Source organism: Thermosphaera sp., assembly GCF_059755995.1.
The window spans coordinates 1-15775 of the sequence record NZ_DBOUKL010000006.1; the positions used below are offsets into that span (position 1 = coordinate 1).

The 15775-nt window shown below is 49.0% G+C and carries 16 protein-coding genes; 10 read left to right on the top strand and 6 right to left on the bottom strand.

The window, feature by feature from the left end; translation table 11 throughout:
- Positions 1 to 227, bottom strand: a 227-nt coding sequence (cedA1, locus tag AC3OH0_RS00365; protein ID WP_498344358.1) for a DNA import protein CedA1, incomplete at its 3' end; no start/stop codon positions are given.
- Positions 228 to 347: 120 nt separating this feature from the next.
- Between cedA1 and AC3OH0_RS00370 the strand changes: the two genes are divergently transcribed.
- Positions 348 to 2273: a phosphoadenosine phosphosulfate reductase domain-containing protein gene (locus AC3OH0_RS00370; RefSeq protein WP_498344359.1), complete on the top strand. Its 1926-nt coding sequence runs from the start codon at positions 348 to 350 to the stop codon at positions 2271 to 2273.
- Positions 2274 to 2311: 38 nt separating this feature from the next.
- Here the strand turns inward: AC3OH0_RS00370 and AC3OH0_RS00375 are convergent, their stop codons facing one another.
- Positions 2312 to 5131 (bottom strand): DEAD/DEAH box helicase, encoded by a 2820-nt coding sequence (locus AC3OH0_RS00375; protein WP_498344336.1) that lies wholly within the window; start codon positions 5129 to 5131, stop codon positions 2312 to 2314.
- Positions 5132 to 5298: 167 nt separating this feature from the next.
- Here AC3OH0_RS00375 and AC3OH0_RS00380 point away from each other — a divergent pair, with 167 nt between their 5' ends.
- The 3 genes from AC3OH0_RS00380 (at position 5299) to AC3OH0_RS00390 (ending at position 7192) form a co-directional block, all read left to right on the top strand.
- On the top strand, positions 5299 to 5586 hold the full coding sequence (locus AC3OH0_RS00380) for a hypothetical protein (RefSeq protein ID WP_193436516.1): 288 nt from the start codon (positions 5299 to 5301) through the stop codon (positions 5584 to 5586).
- Positions 5587 to 5782: 196 nt separating this feature from the next.
- Positions 5783 to 6352 (top strand): hypothetical protein, encoded by a 570-nt coding sequence (locus AC3OH0_RS00385; protein ID WP_498344337.1) that lies wholly within the window; start codon positions 5783 to 5785, stop codon positions 6350 to 6352.
- Between the two features lie 57 nt (positions 6353 to 6409).
- Positions 6410 to 7192 carry a transglutaminase-like domain-containing protein gene (locus AC3OH0_RS00390; RefSeq protein ID WP_498344338.1) on the top strand — a complete coding sequence of 261 codons (783 nt, stop codon included), beginning with the start codon at positions 6410 to 6412 and terminating at the stop codon, positions 7190 to 7192.
- A gap of 1076 nt (positions 7193 to 8268) precedes the next feature.
- On the opposite strand, the gene AC3OH0_RS00395 is transcribed toward AC3OH0_RS00390, so the two are convergent.
- The gene (locus AC3OH0_RS00395; protein WP_193436513.1) at positions 8269 to 8424 is read right to left on the bottom strand and encodes a hypothetical protein; all 156 of its coding nucleotides are present in this window, start codon (positions 8422 to 8424) and stop codon (positions 8269 to 8271) included.
- Between the two features lie 131 nt (positions 8425 to 8555).
- Here AC3OH0_RS00395 and AC3OH0_RS00400 point away from each other — a divergent pair, with 131 nt between their 5' ends.
- Positions 8556 to 10358, top strand: a complete 1803-nt coding sequence (locus AC3OH0_RS00400; RefSeq protein ID WP_498344339.1) for an ATP-binding protein — start codon at positions 8556 to 8558, stop codon at positions 10356 to 10358.
- A gap of 343 nt (positions 10359 to 10701) precedes the next feature.
- Here AC3OH0_RS00400 and AC3OH0_RS00405 read toward each other — a convergent pair whose 3' ends face one another.
- The gene (locus tag AC3OH0_RS00405; protein ID WP_498344340.1) at positions 10702 to 12168 is read right to left on the bottom strand and encodes a right-handed parallel beta-helix repeat-containing protein; all 1467 of its coding nucleotides are present in this window, start codon (positions 12166 to 12168) and stop codon (positions 10702 to 10704) included.
- 97 nt (positions 12169 to 12265) lie between these two features.
- Here AC3OH0_RS00405 and AC3OH0_RS00410 point away from each other — a divergent pair, with 97 nt between their 5' ends.
- The 3 genes from AC3OH0_RS00410 (at position 12266) to AC3OH0_RS00420 (ending at position 12964) form a co-directional block, all read left to right on the top strand.
- A complete protein-coding gene (locus tag AC3OH0_RS00410) occupies positions 12266 to 12388 on the top strand; it encodes a hypothetical protein (protein ID WP_264409085.1) in 123 nt (40 codons plus the stop codon).
- 9 nt (positions 12389 to 12397) lie between these two features.
- Entirely contained in the window at positions 12398 to 12562 is a 165-nt protein-coding gene (locus tag AC3OH0_RS00415; protein WP_498344341.1) for a hypothetical protein, read from the top strand.
- A gap of 69 nt (positions 12563 to 12631) precedes the next feature.
- Positions 12632 to 12964, top strand: a complete 333-nt coding sequence (locus AC3OH0_RS00420; protein WP_498344342.1) for a hypothetical protein — start codon at positions 12632 to 12634, stop codon at positions 12962 to 12964.
- On the opposite strand, the gene AC3OH0_RS00425 is transcribed toward AC3OH0_RS00420, so the two are convergent.
- Entirely contained in the window at positions 12945 to 13325 is a 381-nt protein-coding gene (locus tag AC3OH0_RS00425; protein WP_193436508.1) for a hypothetical protein, read from the bottom strand. The genes AC3OH0_RS00420 and AC3OH0_RS00425 overlap by 20 nt on opposite strands.
- A gap of 80 nt (positions 13326 to 13405) precedes the next feature.
- On the opposite strand from AC3OH0_RS00425, the gene AC3OH0_RS00430 reads away from it, so the two are divergent.
- Positions 13406 to 14161 (top strand): DNA polymerase sliding clamp, encoded by a 756-nt coding sequence (locus AC3OH0_RS00430; RefSeq protein WP_193436507.1) that lies wholly within the window; start codon positions 13406 to 13408, stop codon positions 14159 to 14161.
- On the opposite strand, the gene AC3OH0_RS00435 is transcribed toward AC3OH0_RS00430, so the two are convergent.
- A complete protein-coding gene (locus tag AC3OH0_RS00435; protein WP_193436506.1) occupies positions 14162 to 14425 on the bottom strand; it encodes a hypothetical protein in 264 nt (87 codons plus the stop codon).
- Positions 14426 to 14639: 214 nt separating this feature from the next.
- Between AC3OH0_RS00435 and AC3OH0_RS00440 the strand changes: the two genes are divergently transcribed.
- Positions 14640 to 15584, top strand: a complete 945-nt coding sequence (locus AC3OH0_RS00440) for a hypothetical protein (protein ID WP_498344343.1) — start codon at positions 14640 to 14642, stop codon at positions 15582 to 15584.
- Positions 15585 to 15775 lie beyond the last annotated feature (191 nt).

Consider the following 15775-nt stretch of genomic DNA (forward strand, 5'->3'; position numbering starts at 1 on the left):
TAGACCACTGATACCACGTACGATATGGCAGCGAACACTGTAGTGCCCATTGCAAGCCAGAATGCAGCCCACACAGTATCCTCTATTATCCTTGCACCAGTCTTTTTAACCCTTATAAACGGTAGTGGAAGGCCTTTCAAAACCCAGCCGACAGCCCAGGAAAGCATGAAAACCACCCATGCTAACCCAACAATCGCCAGGGTAAGGTTTCTCACAAACTCCAGCATGTCCAAGCCTGACACCGTATGTATCGCATTTAGATTACGAGGCGGGTTGGGTGAAACTTACGGGATAAAATACTGTTTTCCAATCAAAGCTCTCAGGGAGATAGGTGTTGCTGATTGAGGATGTGGCCTAGGGTTGCGAGAATATACTGGGATCCATGGCGGAACATACCTGTTGTCAAGCCGAGGCAGGAGGAGATAGACCTTTACTACGTGGTGAGGCTGTCGGAGCCCGGGGACGCGCGCCCAGCCTTCCAGGGGGATCTTGAGAAGCTGGAGAAGGCTGTAACCCATGAGTACGGGAGCCCCGAGCTATACCGCAGGTTTTTCGAAAACCAGTTCGTGCTTTTAAACAAAACCCCTCACTGGGACCATATGTGGGAAGTGGTTGCCTCAGGCAACGTCCTCGGCCAGCTGTACTACGACCCGTTCCGGGAGAAGTGGAGGTTCAGGCTAACCTACTCGGGAGCCGTGCTCGCCCTCGAGGAGAAGCTTGTCAAGGATCAAAGGGTTGACGGCCCAGTCTACACGGGCAGGGTGGTGGAGGCCTCCGGGGTTAGCGACAACCAGGTCGTGGTGGTGGATTCCAGGAACAGGATTAGAGGCCTTGCTGAGAAGTACGGTGACAAGCTCGTGATCGTTAAAACATTCCACGACAAGTCAAGGCCAGTGGAGACCAGCGGGAGGGCGGCTAGCATTCAAGACGTGTTGAAGCATAACGAGGAGGGGTTGAAAACCCTTGAGGAATCTTCTAAGAGGTTTCTCGAAAAGCTTCACGCAAGGTACAGTCTGCCCGTGATAATATCTTACAGCGGCGGGAAGGACAGCCTGATAGCGCTGGACCTGACCGTTAAAGCCCTGGGCGGGGGTGAAATGGTTTTCAACGACACCGGGCTCGAGCTCCCGGAAACCATCAGTAATGTCGAGGAAGTCTCGGAGAGGTATGGGCTAAAGCTTCACGTAGCGTCCGCAGGGGACGTGTTCTGGCGGGGCGTTGAGGTCTTCGGCCCCCCGGGGAAGGATTACAGGTGGTGCTGCAAGATCGCGAAGCTGGTTCCAATAGCGAGGTTGACAAGGGCCCTGTGGCCTAATGGAGCGTTCAACATTGTCGGCCAGAGAGCTTACGAATCGCTCGACAGGGCTAAGAGCCCCAGGGTGTGGAGGAATAAGTGGATACCACACCTGGTGACAACATCCCCTATACAGTACTGGGGGCAGCTTTCCGGCTGGCTCTACATTTTCAAGTACAACCTCCCCTTCAACAAGCTCTACTTGAAGGGTTTCGACAGGCTGGGATGCTTCCTATGCCCCTCGAGCACTCTCGCAGAGTTCAAGGATGTTGAGGAAACATACCCCGAGCTCTGGGAGAGGTGGAGGAGGCTTCTCGAGTACTGGAGGAGGAGCTTGAACCAGCCTGAGGAATGGGTTAAGCTTGGATTGTGGAGGTGGCTGACGCCTGCTTCAGCTAAGAAGAGGATTGCACGGCATGTTCAAGGATACAGTATTGACTGGAGGGATGAGTATAGGAGGAGGCTTCTCGCAAGCAGCGTCAACCTTGCACCCGTCTCGAAAACCCAGGGGGAGGAAGGGTTGAAACTATTTTTCAACAGGAAGGTTGTCAGCGACGGGTACAGGAGTGTTCTGAAAGCTAATACGGAGGGAATCGGCTTCTCATACGAGGAGGGAGATGGCGTGGTCGAGATCTCAACCCCTAACACTAATATTATTATAAAGGAAGATATGGTTGAGGCTAAGCCCTTCGCCCCTGGCGAAAGCCTTGAAGACCTTGTCGATGTTTTAAAAATAATCTACAGGATGTACGGCTGTGTTAAATGCGGGAGCTGCATACTGTGGGCTCCGAGAGGGGTTGCAAGGCTCACTCCCCAGGGACCAGTGCTCGAGAGCAGGGTTGACGAGAAGGTTAGGAGGCAGTATCTTGAATCCTGCCCTATAAGCGATCAGCTGGTTGAGAAGGTTGTTGTCCCGCTTATACTGGACAGCCCGAAAGCTTTCAAGAGGCCTTCGAGGAAGCGGTTGAAGTTCAGCTAAGGGCTATGCTGGCGGGGCCGGTAGGCCTGGCTCCTGCTTTAGGACTGCTTCTTCGCGTCAATGTACTTCTTCGCTTTCAAATACTTCTTCTCGCTCTCATAGATCTCGCTGAGAAGGTCGCCGCCGCTGCTGACCTTGGAGAGTATTCTAGCAGCCTCGGAGGCGCCGACGCCTCTTGCTGAGAGAGCTAGCAACGCTGTCTTCCCGTGCTTGTAGAGTATTATGGCTCTCTTGGCAAGGTCTTCGAGAAGGGCTTGCTCACTACTGGTCAACCTCTCACCTCTCCTAGCCTTGGCGATAACCTTTTTCTCCTCCTCCCCATCCGTCTTGACAAGGGCTAGCGTAGCGGTTTTGCACTTGGGGCAGACGTACTTCTCCATCTTTGCCAGCTCCCTAACCGTCCCGGATACCTCGTACCCGCATCTTATGCAGAGGAGTCTGGCACGCCTGTTGAAAAGCCTCTCAGCATACTGCTCCCTGTCTAGGGTTATGATGGAGGATGCGACCGGGATCTCGATGTATCCTAGGAGCTCCAGGTGTCCTTGCCCAAGCTTCTCGAAATACCTTGCCTCAACCCTTACATCCCCCCTCGCAATCCTCTCAGCCAGCTCTGCTGCTGAATCAATATCGTAGTCTTTAACCAGCACCTCCCTGAAGGCTTCATCACCTATCACGGTGTCTACAAAGGCTTCGAGCATTGTCTTGGAAACCCTTGTTTCACCAGGGGTTATCGCGCCGAACCTCTGCCCAACCTGGAATATCCTCCAGTAGAGAGCCTTCCCGTTCCTCGCAACCTGTTTGAGGAAGTCTCTATCAAGATAGCTCCCCAGCCTTGCCAGCGCCTCCTGGACAATCCCGGTCACCTCTCTCGGCGTGTGGTATCCTTTTATCCTTAAAACCAGCGTGTAGGGTGATGAGTATGATTCAACATCCACGTGTGGGAGCCGGTTCTTGAGAACGGTTGCCAGGATTTCCCTTAAAAGGTTGTTAACCTTGCTTCCACCGTAAACAGTGACGAGTACTGACCGCAACTCCTCCACGTAGTCCACGCATATCTTCTCCCAGCCGCAGAGGTCTTCGGCAACCTCAACCCTTGTCCTCCCCGGGGCGGAGGCCGCATAGTCGCCGGGTATTTCCCCATGGGTTTTCAAGTAAGTGATAAGCCTGCCCACCTCCTGGGCTACGTCATACTCGACCGGTATGTTCTCCCCTTCCCAGTGGGGTATTAGGGCTTCCTCAATGCTTGCAGCTGTTTTCTCAACGTACAGCTTGGCCTCGGCGTCATCGTAGCCTACAACCCTCCACGCGTTGCCCCCGATTATGATGGTGTCGCCGGGGTTCACGTTTAAAACCACGTACTCCTCGTTTAAACTCCCAATCCTCCTGTTGCTCGCAGCCTCGACGACCATTACATCCCTGCTGGAGGGGATCATGGAGGTTTTGTAGAGGTAAATCCTTGTCTTCCTGGTGTACCTGAGGATCCCGGCTTCTTCTCGGAGTATCCTCGTGTAAACCATGTAATCCACCAGCTTCTCATACTCCTCAGTTGTCAAATCCTTGTAGAGAGGGTGTTGCTTTATCTCGGTGTAGAAGCCCTCCTTGCTGAAGCCTTCTTTGAAGAGGAGTGATTCAACAGCCATGGCGTAGGCTAGGACGTCGAGAGGGGAATATATTATCTCTTCCTTCTCAATCGCTTTCTCAACCGTTCTCTTAGCGAGCACTAGGGATTCGAGGAAGTGTATGGTGTTATCCATGCTTAGGACAACGCCCTTGGACTCCCCCGTGAGCCTGTGCCCGCTTCTGCCAACTCTCTGCGTGAGCCTGGTAGCCTGCCTGGGCGACAGGTACTGGATTACGAGGTCTACGTGGCCTACGTCTATGCCGAGCTCCATGCTCGAGGTTGAAACCAGTGCTTTAACTTCACGCTTCTTAAAGGATGATTCAACGCTCTCTCTGTGGCTTCTCGAGAGGCTACCGTGGTGTACTTCAACCCTTAGCCCGGGGAGCCCGAGCTTCTCAGGAATGGTTTTCAACAGGGAGCCAAGCCTCTCCGCCAGGGATCTCGTGTTTACGAAGATTAACACTCCCGCGTGCTTCTCAACGAGCTCTATTATTCTCGCAATCCTCGCAGCCTGTTTCTCATCGCCGATAATATTTTTCACCTGGAAGCACAGGTCGCTGTTGCACTCTGGCACCTCTACTGTGATGCTCATCTTCTTAACCGTTGAGTCCTCTACAAGGCTTGGCTTCTCCCCCCATGCAAGGATCTCCCCGGCTCTCTCAGGGTTTGAAAGGGTTGCTGACAAGGCTATTTTCACAAGTCTCCTCCCAAGCTTCTTCTCGAGCAGGAAGCTTGTCGTGAAGGCGAGCAACCCTCTCTTGCTCTCGAGGAGCTCGTGGAACTCGTCGAAAACTATGAACCTGAGGTTTGCGAGGCTGGGAGCGAGCTTCTCGTTAACCATGATGTAGTTGAAGTTCTCCGGGGTTGTGACGAGTATGTGGGGTGGGTTTTCAAGAATAGCCTTCCTAACGGTTTCAGGAGTGTCGCCGTGTTTAAGCGAGATCTCGAGGCCGAAGCATTCTGCAAGCTTTTTCAAACGCTTCTCAATATCCCTGTTAAGCGCTCTAAGCGGGGTGATATATATGCATGCAATAGGCTTCAACCCCTGCTTAAGGATCGAGTACATCACAGGGATTACAGCAGCCTCGGTCTTACCGCTCCCGGTCGGGGCAACTATGAGCGTTGAAGAATTCCTGAGAGCAATGCTTTCAAAACTCCTCCTCTGAAGCTCGGTGAATCTCTCATAGCCAAGGCTTTTCAAGCACTCAGCAATCTTCCCAGGCATTTCAACATCCAAGCATACATATCCATATAACCCTTTTATCCTAATAAGGGCGAAGTTGGTGGCGGAAAAGCTCTCAGGCAGATCTCAGCAAAGTCAAAGCGTTTCCTGGCTCCCACCCTACTCTTACTTGGGTTCCTCCATTCAATGGGATTTGAGCAACAATTTACTGGAATGAATGCATGCCATGGAGTAGGATTAGGGTTGAGTATGAAAGCGTTAAACTGCCAGGGATATATGTTGACGAGCTTGCCGAAATTTGCGTGTTGCTAGGTATGTCCCTGCCTCAGCGCCTCTCGCTAATAGTACATGAAACCTACCTAGCCGTGAAGCAGGCAGATGAAAACGTGGACAGGAAAGCCGCCGAGAAGATTAAGGAGGAGGTTAAGTTGCAACCTAGCCCTTGGCAGTCCGGCCTCTACAGCACGTTCGAGCGGGGATGGAGAGGGGGGATAAGACCGCCTCCGTAACGGATGCATTAGGGTTCCCCCAAAACCATGCTATTAGCGGAAACCTCGGTTTTTCGGGAAAACCCATAGCGAAGCTCTTAAACCCACAGCGACAGAACAACAAGTAGAAGCAATTAGAAAAGACTAAAAGAATTGCGAATCCCTCCACCTGGAGCACTACGTAAAGTGCATTAACCTCTTCGCTGGTCATCCGCTGATGAAGGCAGGGACGAGTGCGGTAGATTACAGCGGGAAGTGCATGTTAACAGTAAGCGGGTTGAAATACATTTTAGCGAAATTTGACATGCCGATGGACTGGGCTTCACGCACAACGCTATATTCGACTACGTGCACGATCCTGTACCCTCGTTCCCAGGTGCGTGACGCGGAAGTACTACCAATCACCTTCTTTCACGCTTCTGCACTGGGTAGAGATTGTAAGGGCATGACCACCCTCTACGCTATAATAAGACACTACGACATCCACTACAGCGGAGAAGTCAGCGTTGCCTGGCTCCTGGACGGGTCGTTTTGGAGCGACAACTCCGGGCACATAGCGGTCGTAGTCCTCTTGGGAAACAAATACATCGGCATTCTAGATCCGGCCGGCAGGGTCATGCTCAAAGGCACACCTAGGGAATCGTTTACACGGTACAGTGAGGAACGGGAAGAACACGGCGGGATAAAAACGGCCAGGCTCTTCTATGTAGACCTGAACGGAAACATTAGAATAGACGTTGGGGACTTGCTGGAAAACATAATAGCTTTCATCGAAGCGAACTACTAAGCCTGGTGTGAATCACTTTTTATCGAAAAAGTGATTACTAATGGTCAGGGGGGATGCTTGGAGAATCAAGCCTGCGTGAAGACTACCCGTGAATGTATTGTGGCAATATTGTTTATCTCCTTTATCTTCCTCATGGGAGAGATATCGTTGTGGAGTGAGAACAACAAGCTGCAAAAAACTCTATATGATATTACACAGACATATGAAGACTACACCAGCTTCGATAGAGCACTGAAGAGGTTTTTAATACTCGAGGAAGTCCAAGCCACGAAGCAGTATGTAGAAGTGGCAGGTGTTTCAACCTATAGTGGTTGGGAGTCCTATAGGAGGCTCTACGAATGGGTTGTCTCAAATATTAAGTACGCTTACGACCCGGAAATCCCCGTTCCAGTATGTGAAAAGAGCTCGGAGTGCTACTTTGTCTACAGACATGAGTATGTTCAGCCGCCCTCTTTTACACTGCGCCGTGGGCAGGGCGATTGTGAAGACATGGCCCTACTGTTATACGCAATGATGAAATACTATGATATTTACTATCTTGGGAAAGAATATCGCATCTGGCTAGCCGATATAGATTTTAAAAACTCCAAGAGCGGGCACGTCGCCGTAATAGTGCCAATGAAGGGAGGATATGTCGGAATATTAGACCCTGCAGGCAAGTTCGTAGACGTTGGCCCCGTAAAATATGTTCTCGAAAAATATGATGACTGGTGGAGTGATGAAGGAGGAATTAAAACAATTACTCTCTACAGAGTAGAAGTCTTGAGAGGAGAATATTACGAGGATGCCAGTGGATCGTTTGGAGACATAGTAGCATATATTATCAAGTCAGTTACATAGGTGTGGACGGGCCACTAGGAGAAGTATTAGCTTTCATCAGCGGACTATTAGAGTCGGTGCGGGGTGTTTTCACGTACTTAATGTCTTCCTCGTGCTGATAAAGGTTGAAAACCCTTTTTACACATATGTGAGTCGCGGATGCCGCCACGTACATGACGGAACTTCATGGGAGTATACGTGTTGAAGTAGTGGGATTGTTCAACAAGCTTTTGAAAAGGTTCTAAAGCATTCGAAGAGGGTGAACTTAGGCGTTTTCCTACTGCATGGTTTCAAGTTTCTATAGGCTTCCTATTACTAATACCCCACGAAGTATTGACGCATGCTCAAATTGAAAAACGAAGTATCCAGCTGGTGTTCTAATTAGTATTCTGGGAGATCGTGAGGCGCTACTTGAAGAGGGTGGAGAGTCCGCGCCTATTCACATTAATCAACAGACAGGTATGGAACGTGATATATGCCTTCATAGAGCGTTATCTAAAAAAGAAAACGAGTCCAGATAACGTAAGGCACTCCTACGCCTGACAGCTCTCCAAGATCAAAACCTTAAGGTGCTTAGGAGCCTGCTGGGTCACGGCGACTACAAACCCTTCAGGTATTACCTAGAGGAGAATCAAGAAGTGTTATCTCGGGTCCAGCACCCATGAGTACGTTGCGAATCTTAACTACTCGAGGGTTTCGAGCTCTGAGGAATCATCGATAACGAGGCCGGCCTGTACGAATACGCTGGATCTATAACTAAGATCTGACCGATGAAAGAGAGAATCACGCACCGAGGAAACACTTATACTAAAAACTCTATCACCATAAATTCGTCATGCAATCACTAAAGGTCTTGCTTTAAGGAAGCGATCACAGCATGGTTAACCTTCGGTGGTGTAGTCGATTTCCACCCGTCCCCTCTCAATGAAGCCCTCTATAACGGCTGCTACCACATCTTAAGTTCTTCGCTTCTTAGATAATACCACTCCTTTCTTCTTCAACCACGCGAGTACCTCAGGGAAGGTGGCGGGGCCTGCGGTCTTGGGTTCTTTCCACTCATTAGACACGAAGGTTATTACGAACCTTCTAATACCGCCTTAAGTATCCTCATACACCTTGATCTTGACTGGCACCACATCAATGTACTTCCTTACCCTAAAAATCCTGCAGCCCTTGTGCTTAAAACTCACAAAAGCATACTTCTTAGCATAGTTGAGAATGCTCTCCACATCACACTGATCATTCGCTCCCATACCTTATCACTCATTAAAACTAGAAGGATGGATAAAAGTTATCAATCCCAAGCATATATTATCCTGAACAATTACAATGTTTTAAACAGAACGGTTGTGCACGTGATTCAAGGGTTGAAAGGGATTAGGCTTTGAACACGAGGCTTGCATACGCTCTAATACTCGCCAACACCTTGTTCCCTATTATTCTTGAGCTCGCAAGCACCGCCAACCCTCTCCGCTTCTACGCTTCCCTGGCGAGAATACTTGTCTTAGCAACATACTTCACCATCCTTCTTCTAGCGTCCAGGAGGGTTTACGCAACCGTCCTGAACACTCTTTTACTTTCCCTGTTAACATATGATGGTTTTAAAACTCCCCTGGAACTCTTCTACGCGATCCCCTTGTCAATAGCTATTCTCTACTTCTCATGGTCTAAGAGGCTAGTGGTTTTAAGCCTGCGAAGAGAAGCTGAGGATTTTAGGAGCCTGCTCGCCTTGATCAAGGGGGTGCGGCGCCACGGTTCGGCTGGGTTGGCGCCCTTATTTCTTAGCTCAGCATCCGTCTCCCTCTCGCTGGTTGCTGTGGTGTATTATATTCTCGGAGCATCGGTCACGCCTCTGATGATTATTGCATGCCTACCCTTCTCCATGGTTACAGGGTTCTCACTGCTTTTAACCGAGTATTCTCCTCGGAGGGCTGTTGAACTAGGCTTGGCATCCGGGCTGAGCACTCTAGCACTGATACCTCTCGTGCTTGAGGCTTCTCACCAAGCTGGTGGAGAAGAGGTCGTGTTAGCAGGCAGTAAGCCCTCCGCAATGTCCCTGAACCTTGGAAGAGCTCTAGCACAGCTTGAACACGGCCTCCCGGTTGACGAATACAAGGGTTTCCCCCAGAACTGGGTGAGCCGCAACCAGCCTTGCTGGTATTGGAGAAGGGTTCGGGGCGATATCAACCTGCCTCTTCAATCCATGATCAACACTCATGTAGTGATCGCAGGGGCCTCGGGGACAGGTAAGTCCCTCCTTGCTAGAAAGCTGTCAAGGGAGTTTTCAAGAATGGGGAAAACAGTCCTGATCATAGACCCGCACGGAGAGTACAAGCCCGAGGACGCAGGGCTTGCTGAAGCCAGGATTGTGGACGCATCAGAAATCTTCCTAAACCCTCTCGAGCTCGGGGGCTTAAGCCCCTTGGAGAAGTCTAAGGAGTTTTCCCAAACCCTTGCAACCCTGTTCGGTCTTGGACCGCTTCAAAGGATTGCACTGGAGGAGCTCCTGGTTAAAGCGTATTTGGAGAAGGGTATCGATGTCAACGATCCCTCGACATGGGGTTTGCCACCCCCCAGCCTGCAGGATCTTGAGAAAGCCTGTGCTGAACACTTAGATCCTCCAGAAGAGTTTGCACGGATATGCCCCTACGTGAAAATGCTTGCACGCTACTTCCCGAAACAGTCTCCTGTGCCGCTTGCCTCGCTACTAGACAAGCCGGTTATACTCAGACTTAACAATGTGGCCACCGACTTCTCCCGGGCAATCCTTGTTGAAACCCTCCTCTACTCAATACTTTCAGCCATGTACGGCAGGAGGCTGGGGGACCTGGTTATAGTTGTCGACGAGGTCAGGGCTGTTCTCCCGGGCGGGGTTGGCGACAGGATATTGTCAAGGCTTTTTTCCGAGAGCAGGAAGTTCGGGATATCCCTAGTGGTCATTTCTCAGGATGTTAAAAGCATTCCGAGAATACTGCTCAGCAACGCTGGGTTGAAAATATTCTTCAACATTAACGAGCCCGAGAGCCTTGAGTACGCTGTTAAATCGGTAGCAGGTGTTTCAACAAGCGATAAGGAAATGGCTGTTTCAACAGCCCTGATGAACCTGAAAACCATGGAATACCTGGTCGATATTGCAGGTTTGAACAAGGTATTTATCGCCAAAAACCCCGTATCAACCCATAGATAAAACAAATCGTAATCATCTGTAACGGGTTTTCGATTCAAATACGCAGACTATTCTTCCATCTCTGCTCCGGGGAGCTGCATCAGGGTGGTGAGCTAAGCGAGATCCTGTTTTAATCTCTCGCCCGGCCCTTGAAAAAGCGAGCCCCTTTCCATGATTTCAATAATCCATTGGATACGCGGTCCCTGAACCCAGTGCTCACTATTTTGAATTAACACTTAATTTTACACTAGTTATTTGAAGCCACGGGTCCGGATTGAAAAAAGTAAGACTTCGAAACCATTTTAGAGAATATTCGCACTAAACAAGCCCATGAAGATTTTGTAAGAAAAAGTTTCGCGAAAAATTAAGTCTTCTTCCTCCTGGTTAGTGAAGCTGTTGCAACCACTCCAATAATTCCGAGTACAGTGATCATTGCGAGAATCATCTCGAGACCGGGGCCTGTGGTAGGCGTTGGCGGGTTAGCTAGAGGCAACCAGTCAGCATTGTTTTCATCAATCTGGAACGGGCTGTCGCATACTCCATCACTATCGCCATCTTTGCAAGTATCGCTGAACCCTGTCCCGTACGGGTTGCCCCAGTAGTTTCCGCCGAGATAGTTGCCTCCAACAATATTCCTCTCAGCAACCCTAGTTGTATTCCAATAATTCCTGCCTGCATCTTCAAGAACTACGTTTATTGAATTATTGAGAATATTGTTGAATATCATGTTGTATCCTGACGAGGAACGCACGTATATGCCGCTAAAGGTGTTTAACGAGATAGTGTTGTTTACTATTATGGTTTTGTTTGAAGCTACCAGCTCGATGCCGTCATCACCATTAGACGATATAGTATTACCCGATATCTCATTATAGTGTGAAGAATACAGGTAAATGCCGTCAAAAGTGTTTAACGATATAGTATTGTTCACTATTGTGATTTTGTATGAATTACTTAGGCGGATGCCGTACACACTGTTTGACGATATAGTGTTACCGGATATTTCATTAAAGCTTGAGGAATCGATGGAAATGCCGTATTGGTTCAATAATATAGTGTTTCCTACTACCTTGTTATTGCTTGAACCCGCCAGCTCGATGCCGTCTTCGCCATTAGATGATACAGTATTGCTTGATATCTCATTATAGTATGAAGAATCCAGGTGGATACCGTCCGCATCATTTGATTCTATAGTGTTGCCTATTATCGTGTTATTGCCTGAATCCCGCAGGTGGATACCGTCGCCGTTATTTAACGAGATAGTGTTACCGATTATGGTGTTAATGTATGAATCGCCGAGGCGGATGCCAAACACGGTGTTTAATGAGATAGTGTTACCGGATATTTCATTATAGCTTGAAGAATCCAGGTAGATGCCGACGTCATTAGATGTTATATTGTTACTTGTTATTTCGTTATGGTGTGAACCACGCAGGTAGATGCCGTTGTCATTTAGTGATATTACGTTATTCACTATTTTGCTTTCAGCTACATCAACCAGGTAGATTCCATAATTGTATTTGCTTATCTTTAGATTTCTTATGGTTACGTTGTATGCATTCATAACCCTTACTCCCTGTGCTCTCTGCCCGATTCCAAGACCCTCTATGCTGAACCCGTTCCCATCAAGTATGACCTCGTTTGCGAAGATACCGATGCAGTAGTCTTTCCCGGATTGTAGCCCGTAGATGTTGCCTGTGAGCACGTACACACCACTACTCCGTATGTCCTGGCATCCCTGAATCTCCAGTGCAGACACAGGCTGCCAGTGAGGCATTATCAAGAACAACATGAACAGTAAGAATACTAAGCCGGGAAACAGCCTCCTCATACTGCTCCCCAACAACCAGCTCAATACAAATACGGATTGAAAACATTTAAGTCTTTAAGAGCGAATTTTAGACAAGCCATAACGCTTTAGTATCTCTGTGGATGAAACAGTTGTAGCTGAATGCTTACCCATCGTTTTCAGAGACTACTCTGCATGGTGCGGGATAGCCTGCGAGATGTTGGACGTGTTGCAGCATAGGGGTGTGAGCAAGGTCCGCTGAGATGATTAGGTGTTTGGTGGAGAACTCTGCAACGGGTTGAAACGTGAAAGCCTTGACTGCTCGAAACTATTCAGCCACGGGGCCCGAAGGGCTTTGGGATGCGAGAAGTTAGGAGCACCCTTGTTGAAAAGCTGGGAACCTGTTGATGAGTGCGCGGTGGGGATTGAGGAGTAGAAGGGTTAAACAAGGTATTTATTGCCAAAAACCCATATATCAACCCCTAGCCAGCTGTGGGTGGTTGGGATGCTTTTAGAGGAGGAAGAGGGAGAGGTTTTCGAAGCAGAGGAGGTGGAGGCTGAAGCTGTAGAGGAAGGGGAGGAGAAGGAGGTTGTTGAGATAAAGGTTGAGCTGCTTAAGCAAATGCTCAACATCAGTAAGATGTGGCGTAGGGTGCTTTCGGGAGAGGCAAGCATTGACGAGTTGAAGGAGACCGCTTCTTCAAGAGCCGTTTTAAAACCTGCCCCCCGCGCTCCGCGGGGCGGGAGGAAGAAGGCTTCAACCACTAAGGAGAAGTCAAAGTCCAGGAGGAAGGGGAGAAGCGGTAAGAAGCGGAGGGCTAGAAAGACTGTGAAGTAACATCCACTTTCTCGAAACCAATTGTTTTCAACGCCTCAATAATAGTGTTTAGCTCCACCCTTCTGTCGAAAACTATTTCAACACTGTCTCCCCCATTCCTCAGCAGTCTAAGCTTTTGGATAACCGTCCTTCCCTCAAGGGATTCCCTCGGATCCTTAGGGACGAATATGTAGTCCTCGAACCTTCTCCTGGAGTAGCTGTAGTATTCCTCGAAGCTTGCGACAATCCTGTACGCCTCGCTTAAATCCCTTGTCGAGCCCTTCACATCCTTGATAGCTGTTAGAAGCCTTAACGCGTCATCCCTGCTGAGCGTTACCCTCGCGCTCCTAGCTATGTCTATGACTACCTTAACCTCTTTCATGAATCCCACACTTAGGTTTAAAGTAGTGAAAGGGTTATAACTATAGGTTACCTTAGAAATAATTGCTGAGAGGTGTCTGCTTGTTCAGGGCTGTCTACTCTAATGCTTCGAAAATGAAGTATGTCGCGCAGGCTATCGCTAAAATCACTGATGAAGCACCATTCTACGCCACTCCCGACGCGCTTGAGGTTAAGGTTTTAAGCCCTGATAAAACCATGATGACCATTGTCAAAATCCCCGGGATCGCCTTCGACGAGTACAGTGTTGACGGGGAAGAATTCTTCGTGATCTCCTCAATGGATTTCAACAGGATTATAAGAAGGTGTACAAGGAACGATGTAATGGAGATGGAGCTGGATAAGGAGCATTCTGCTTTGAGAATCATATTCCGCGATAAGAAAACCGGTCTTGAAAGAACCTTCCTCCTGGAGACAAGGCCTAGGCCGCCTGAGCCTGTCCCCGAGATAAACATCGAGCTAGGCGTCACGGTTAAAATAGCCTCCGACGACTACAGGGAGCTGCTCGGCGATTTGAAAACCGTGGGCGAGACCGCTGTCTTCACAGTCCAGGAGGGGAAGCTTATTGTTAAAACAGGTGAGCAGCAGAAGGAGTATGAGGGTGTTTTCAGCGAGGGCAACCCGCTGATATACTTGTCGTCAACATCCCCCAGGGTTCAGGCTAAATACTCTGTCGACCTGCTCCAGGCAACCCTGAAGCCTATCTCGGCTGCTAAACAGGTCACAATATACTTCGATAATGACAAGCCGATGAAGATTGAGTACGAGATAGCTGGAGGCGGGACAATAATCTACTGGCTAACCCCGAGGGTTGAGTAGCTAAGCATTCTTTTTACCGGGCTTTTCGAGAAGACTGGTCAACTCATCTATTAAACGCTTCCTCTCCTCAACGCTAACCCCCGCCCTAGCCTGCGTAACCGGCTTCGCGGGGAGGGCGATCCTCCACGCGGGGGCTGGGCAAACACTCCTCTTAACGCACAGGATGCAGCAGTGAATATCGACTAGGACATCCTTGTAAAGCGTGCACTGCCTAACAGCCTCATACCTCCCGCAAACACTGCACCTCTCCCAGTAAATCGTCACTCCACAATCCCCCACTAAAGAGTAAGCTCTCCCTAGGTATAAATCACTTGCTCATTAAAAACTCATTTAACCGAATGATCGGGTTTGAAACCAAACCTGATTGCTTGGTTTCACGAACTAAAAACGCGGAATTTATAAAGGATTAAGTTGATTGTAATAATCAGGTGAAAATACGTATCTCAAAACTATAAGCATATTATTAATAGTAACATTCTTGTTAACTATTCTAACACCCGCAACATTAAACTCGTTGTCAATCGGTAGCGAGCCGAACAACGTCTATACTACCCCGTTGATCGCCGGACAGTACATGGTTGTTGGCGAAGTAGACGTGTGGACAAGCGTTGTGAATGGTTCCCTAATCCTGCACGTGCTGTACAATATTACAGACCCGGCATGGTATCTCACGGAGGCTCATCTAGCAGTAGCCACAAGCCTGTACGACATACCTACGACCAGGACGGGCAACCCGATACCTGGCAGGTTCCCCTACAAGGCTTACGGATTATGGGATCAGAGCTATGAGTTCACTGTCAACCTGACCGAGATGTTCGGTATTGAGTGCCCATTTGAAACAACCCTCTACATAGCTGCTCACGCAGTGGTTGCTAAAGTAGACGAGTATGGTAGCATAGTTAAAACGGAGACAGCATGGGGTAATGGCACGAGGTTCACGAACAGAGGAAACTGGGGAATGTACTTCACGTATACGGTAAGCTGTGAGGCAGGCGGAATGTGCTACTTAAACGATGACGCTGAAACTTCATGGGCTTACGGGATGCCCTTCCCCGGTGCTAGCTGGGCAATGTACGTGGTATATAATGGTGGAGAAGTAACAACCGATTTGATAAGGGCTCAGCACTACGATGTTGGAGACGTTTACATCATGGTCAACGGGCAGAACATGGTTATCAGCATACAACTAGATGATGGTTACTCGATATCATACTATCACATACATGTTGCAACCAGCCTGGATGGAATACCCCAGAACAGGGCTGGGAACCCGCAGATCGGTTTATTCGAATACCAGGGCGAGTACACAGAGATAACGCCAAGCATTACGCTGTACTTACCACTGGACGAGGCAGAGCAGTCTGCGGAAACTCTCTACGTAGCAATACACGTGGGTGTAGCCACTTATACTTGCAGTAGTTAATGAGAAGTTGCGTCGTATAGAAAATTCTTTTTTCCCACACCCTATTACATCCCTTTGATACATTCTCTTTCTCGAAAAAGTCAAAATGTTTTCTACTTAGATAAACCCTGGTCTCGGAGACGTTCTCAACAATAACGCCTTGGGGATGGGGCGAGATTGATTCGTGATCGGTGAGGTCACGGTTTAAAGCC

Excerpts from the sequence above, each read along its gene's own strand:
- AC3OH0_RS00425 (WP_193436508.1), bottom strand. The coding sequence starts at position 13,325 with ATGAAAGAGGTTAAGGTAGTCATAGACATAGCTAGGAGCGCGAGGGTA.
- AC3OH0_RS00405 (WP_498344340.1), bottom strand. The coding sequence starts at position 12,168 with ATGAGGAGGCTGTTTCCCGGCTTAGTATTCTTACTGTTCATGTTGTTC.
- AC3OH0_RS00380 (WP_193436516.1), top strand. The coding sequence starts at position 5,299 with ATGCCATGGAGTAGGATTAGGGTTGAGTATGAAAGCGTTAAACTGCCA.
- AC3OH0_RS00420 (WP_498344342.1), top strand. The coding sequence starts at position 12,632 with ATGCTTTTAGAGGAGGAAGAGGGAGAGGTTTTCGAAGCAGAGGAGGTG.
- AC3OH0_RS00385 (WP_498344337.1), top strand. The coding sequence starts at position 5,783 with ATGAAGGCAGGGACGAGTGCGGTAGATTACAGCGGGAAGTGCATGTTA.
- AC3OH0_RS00370 (WP_498344359.1), top strand. The coding sequence starts at position 348 with ATGTGGCCTAGGGTTGCGAGAATATACTGGGATCCATGGCGGAACATA.
- AC3OH0_RS00395 (WP_193436513.1), bottom strand. The coding sequence starts at position 8,424 with ATGGGAGCGAATGATCAGTGTGATGTGGAGAGCATTCTCAACTATGCT.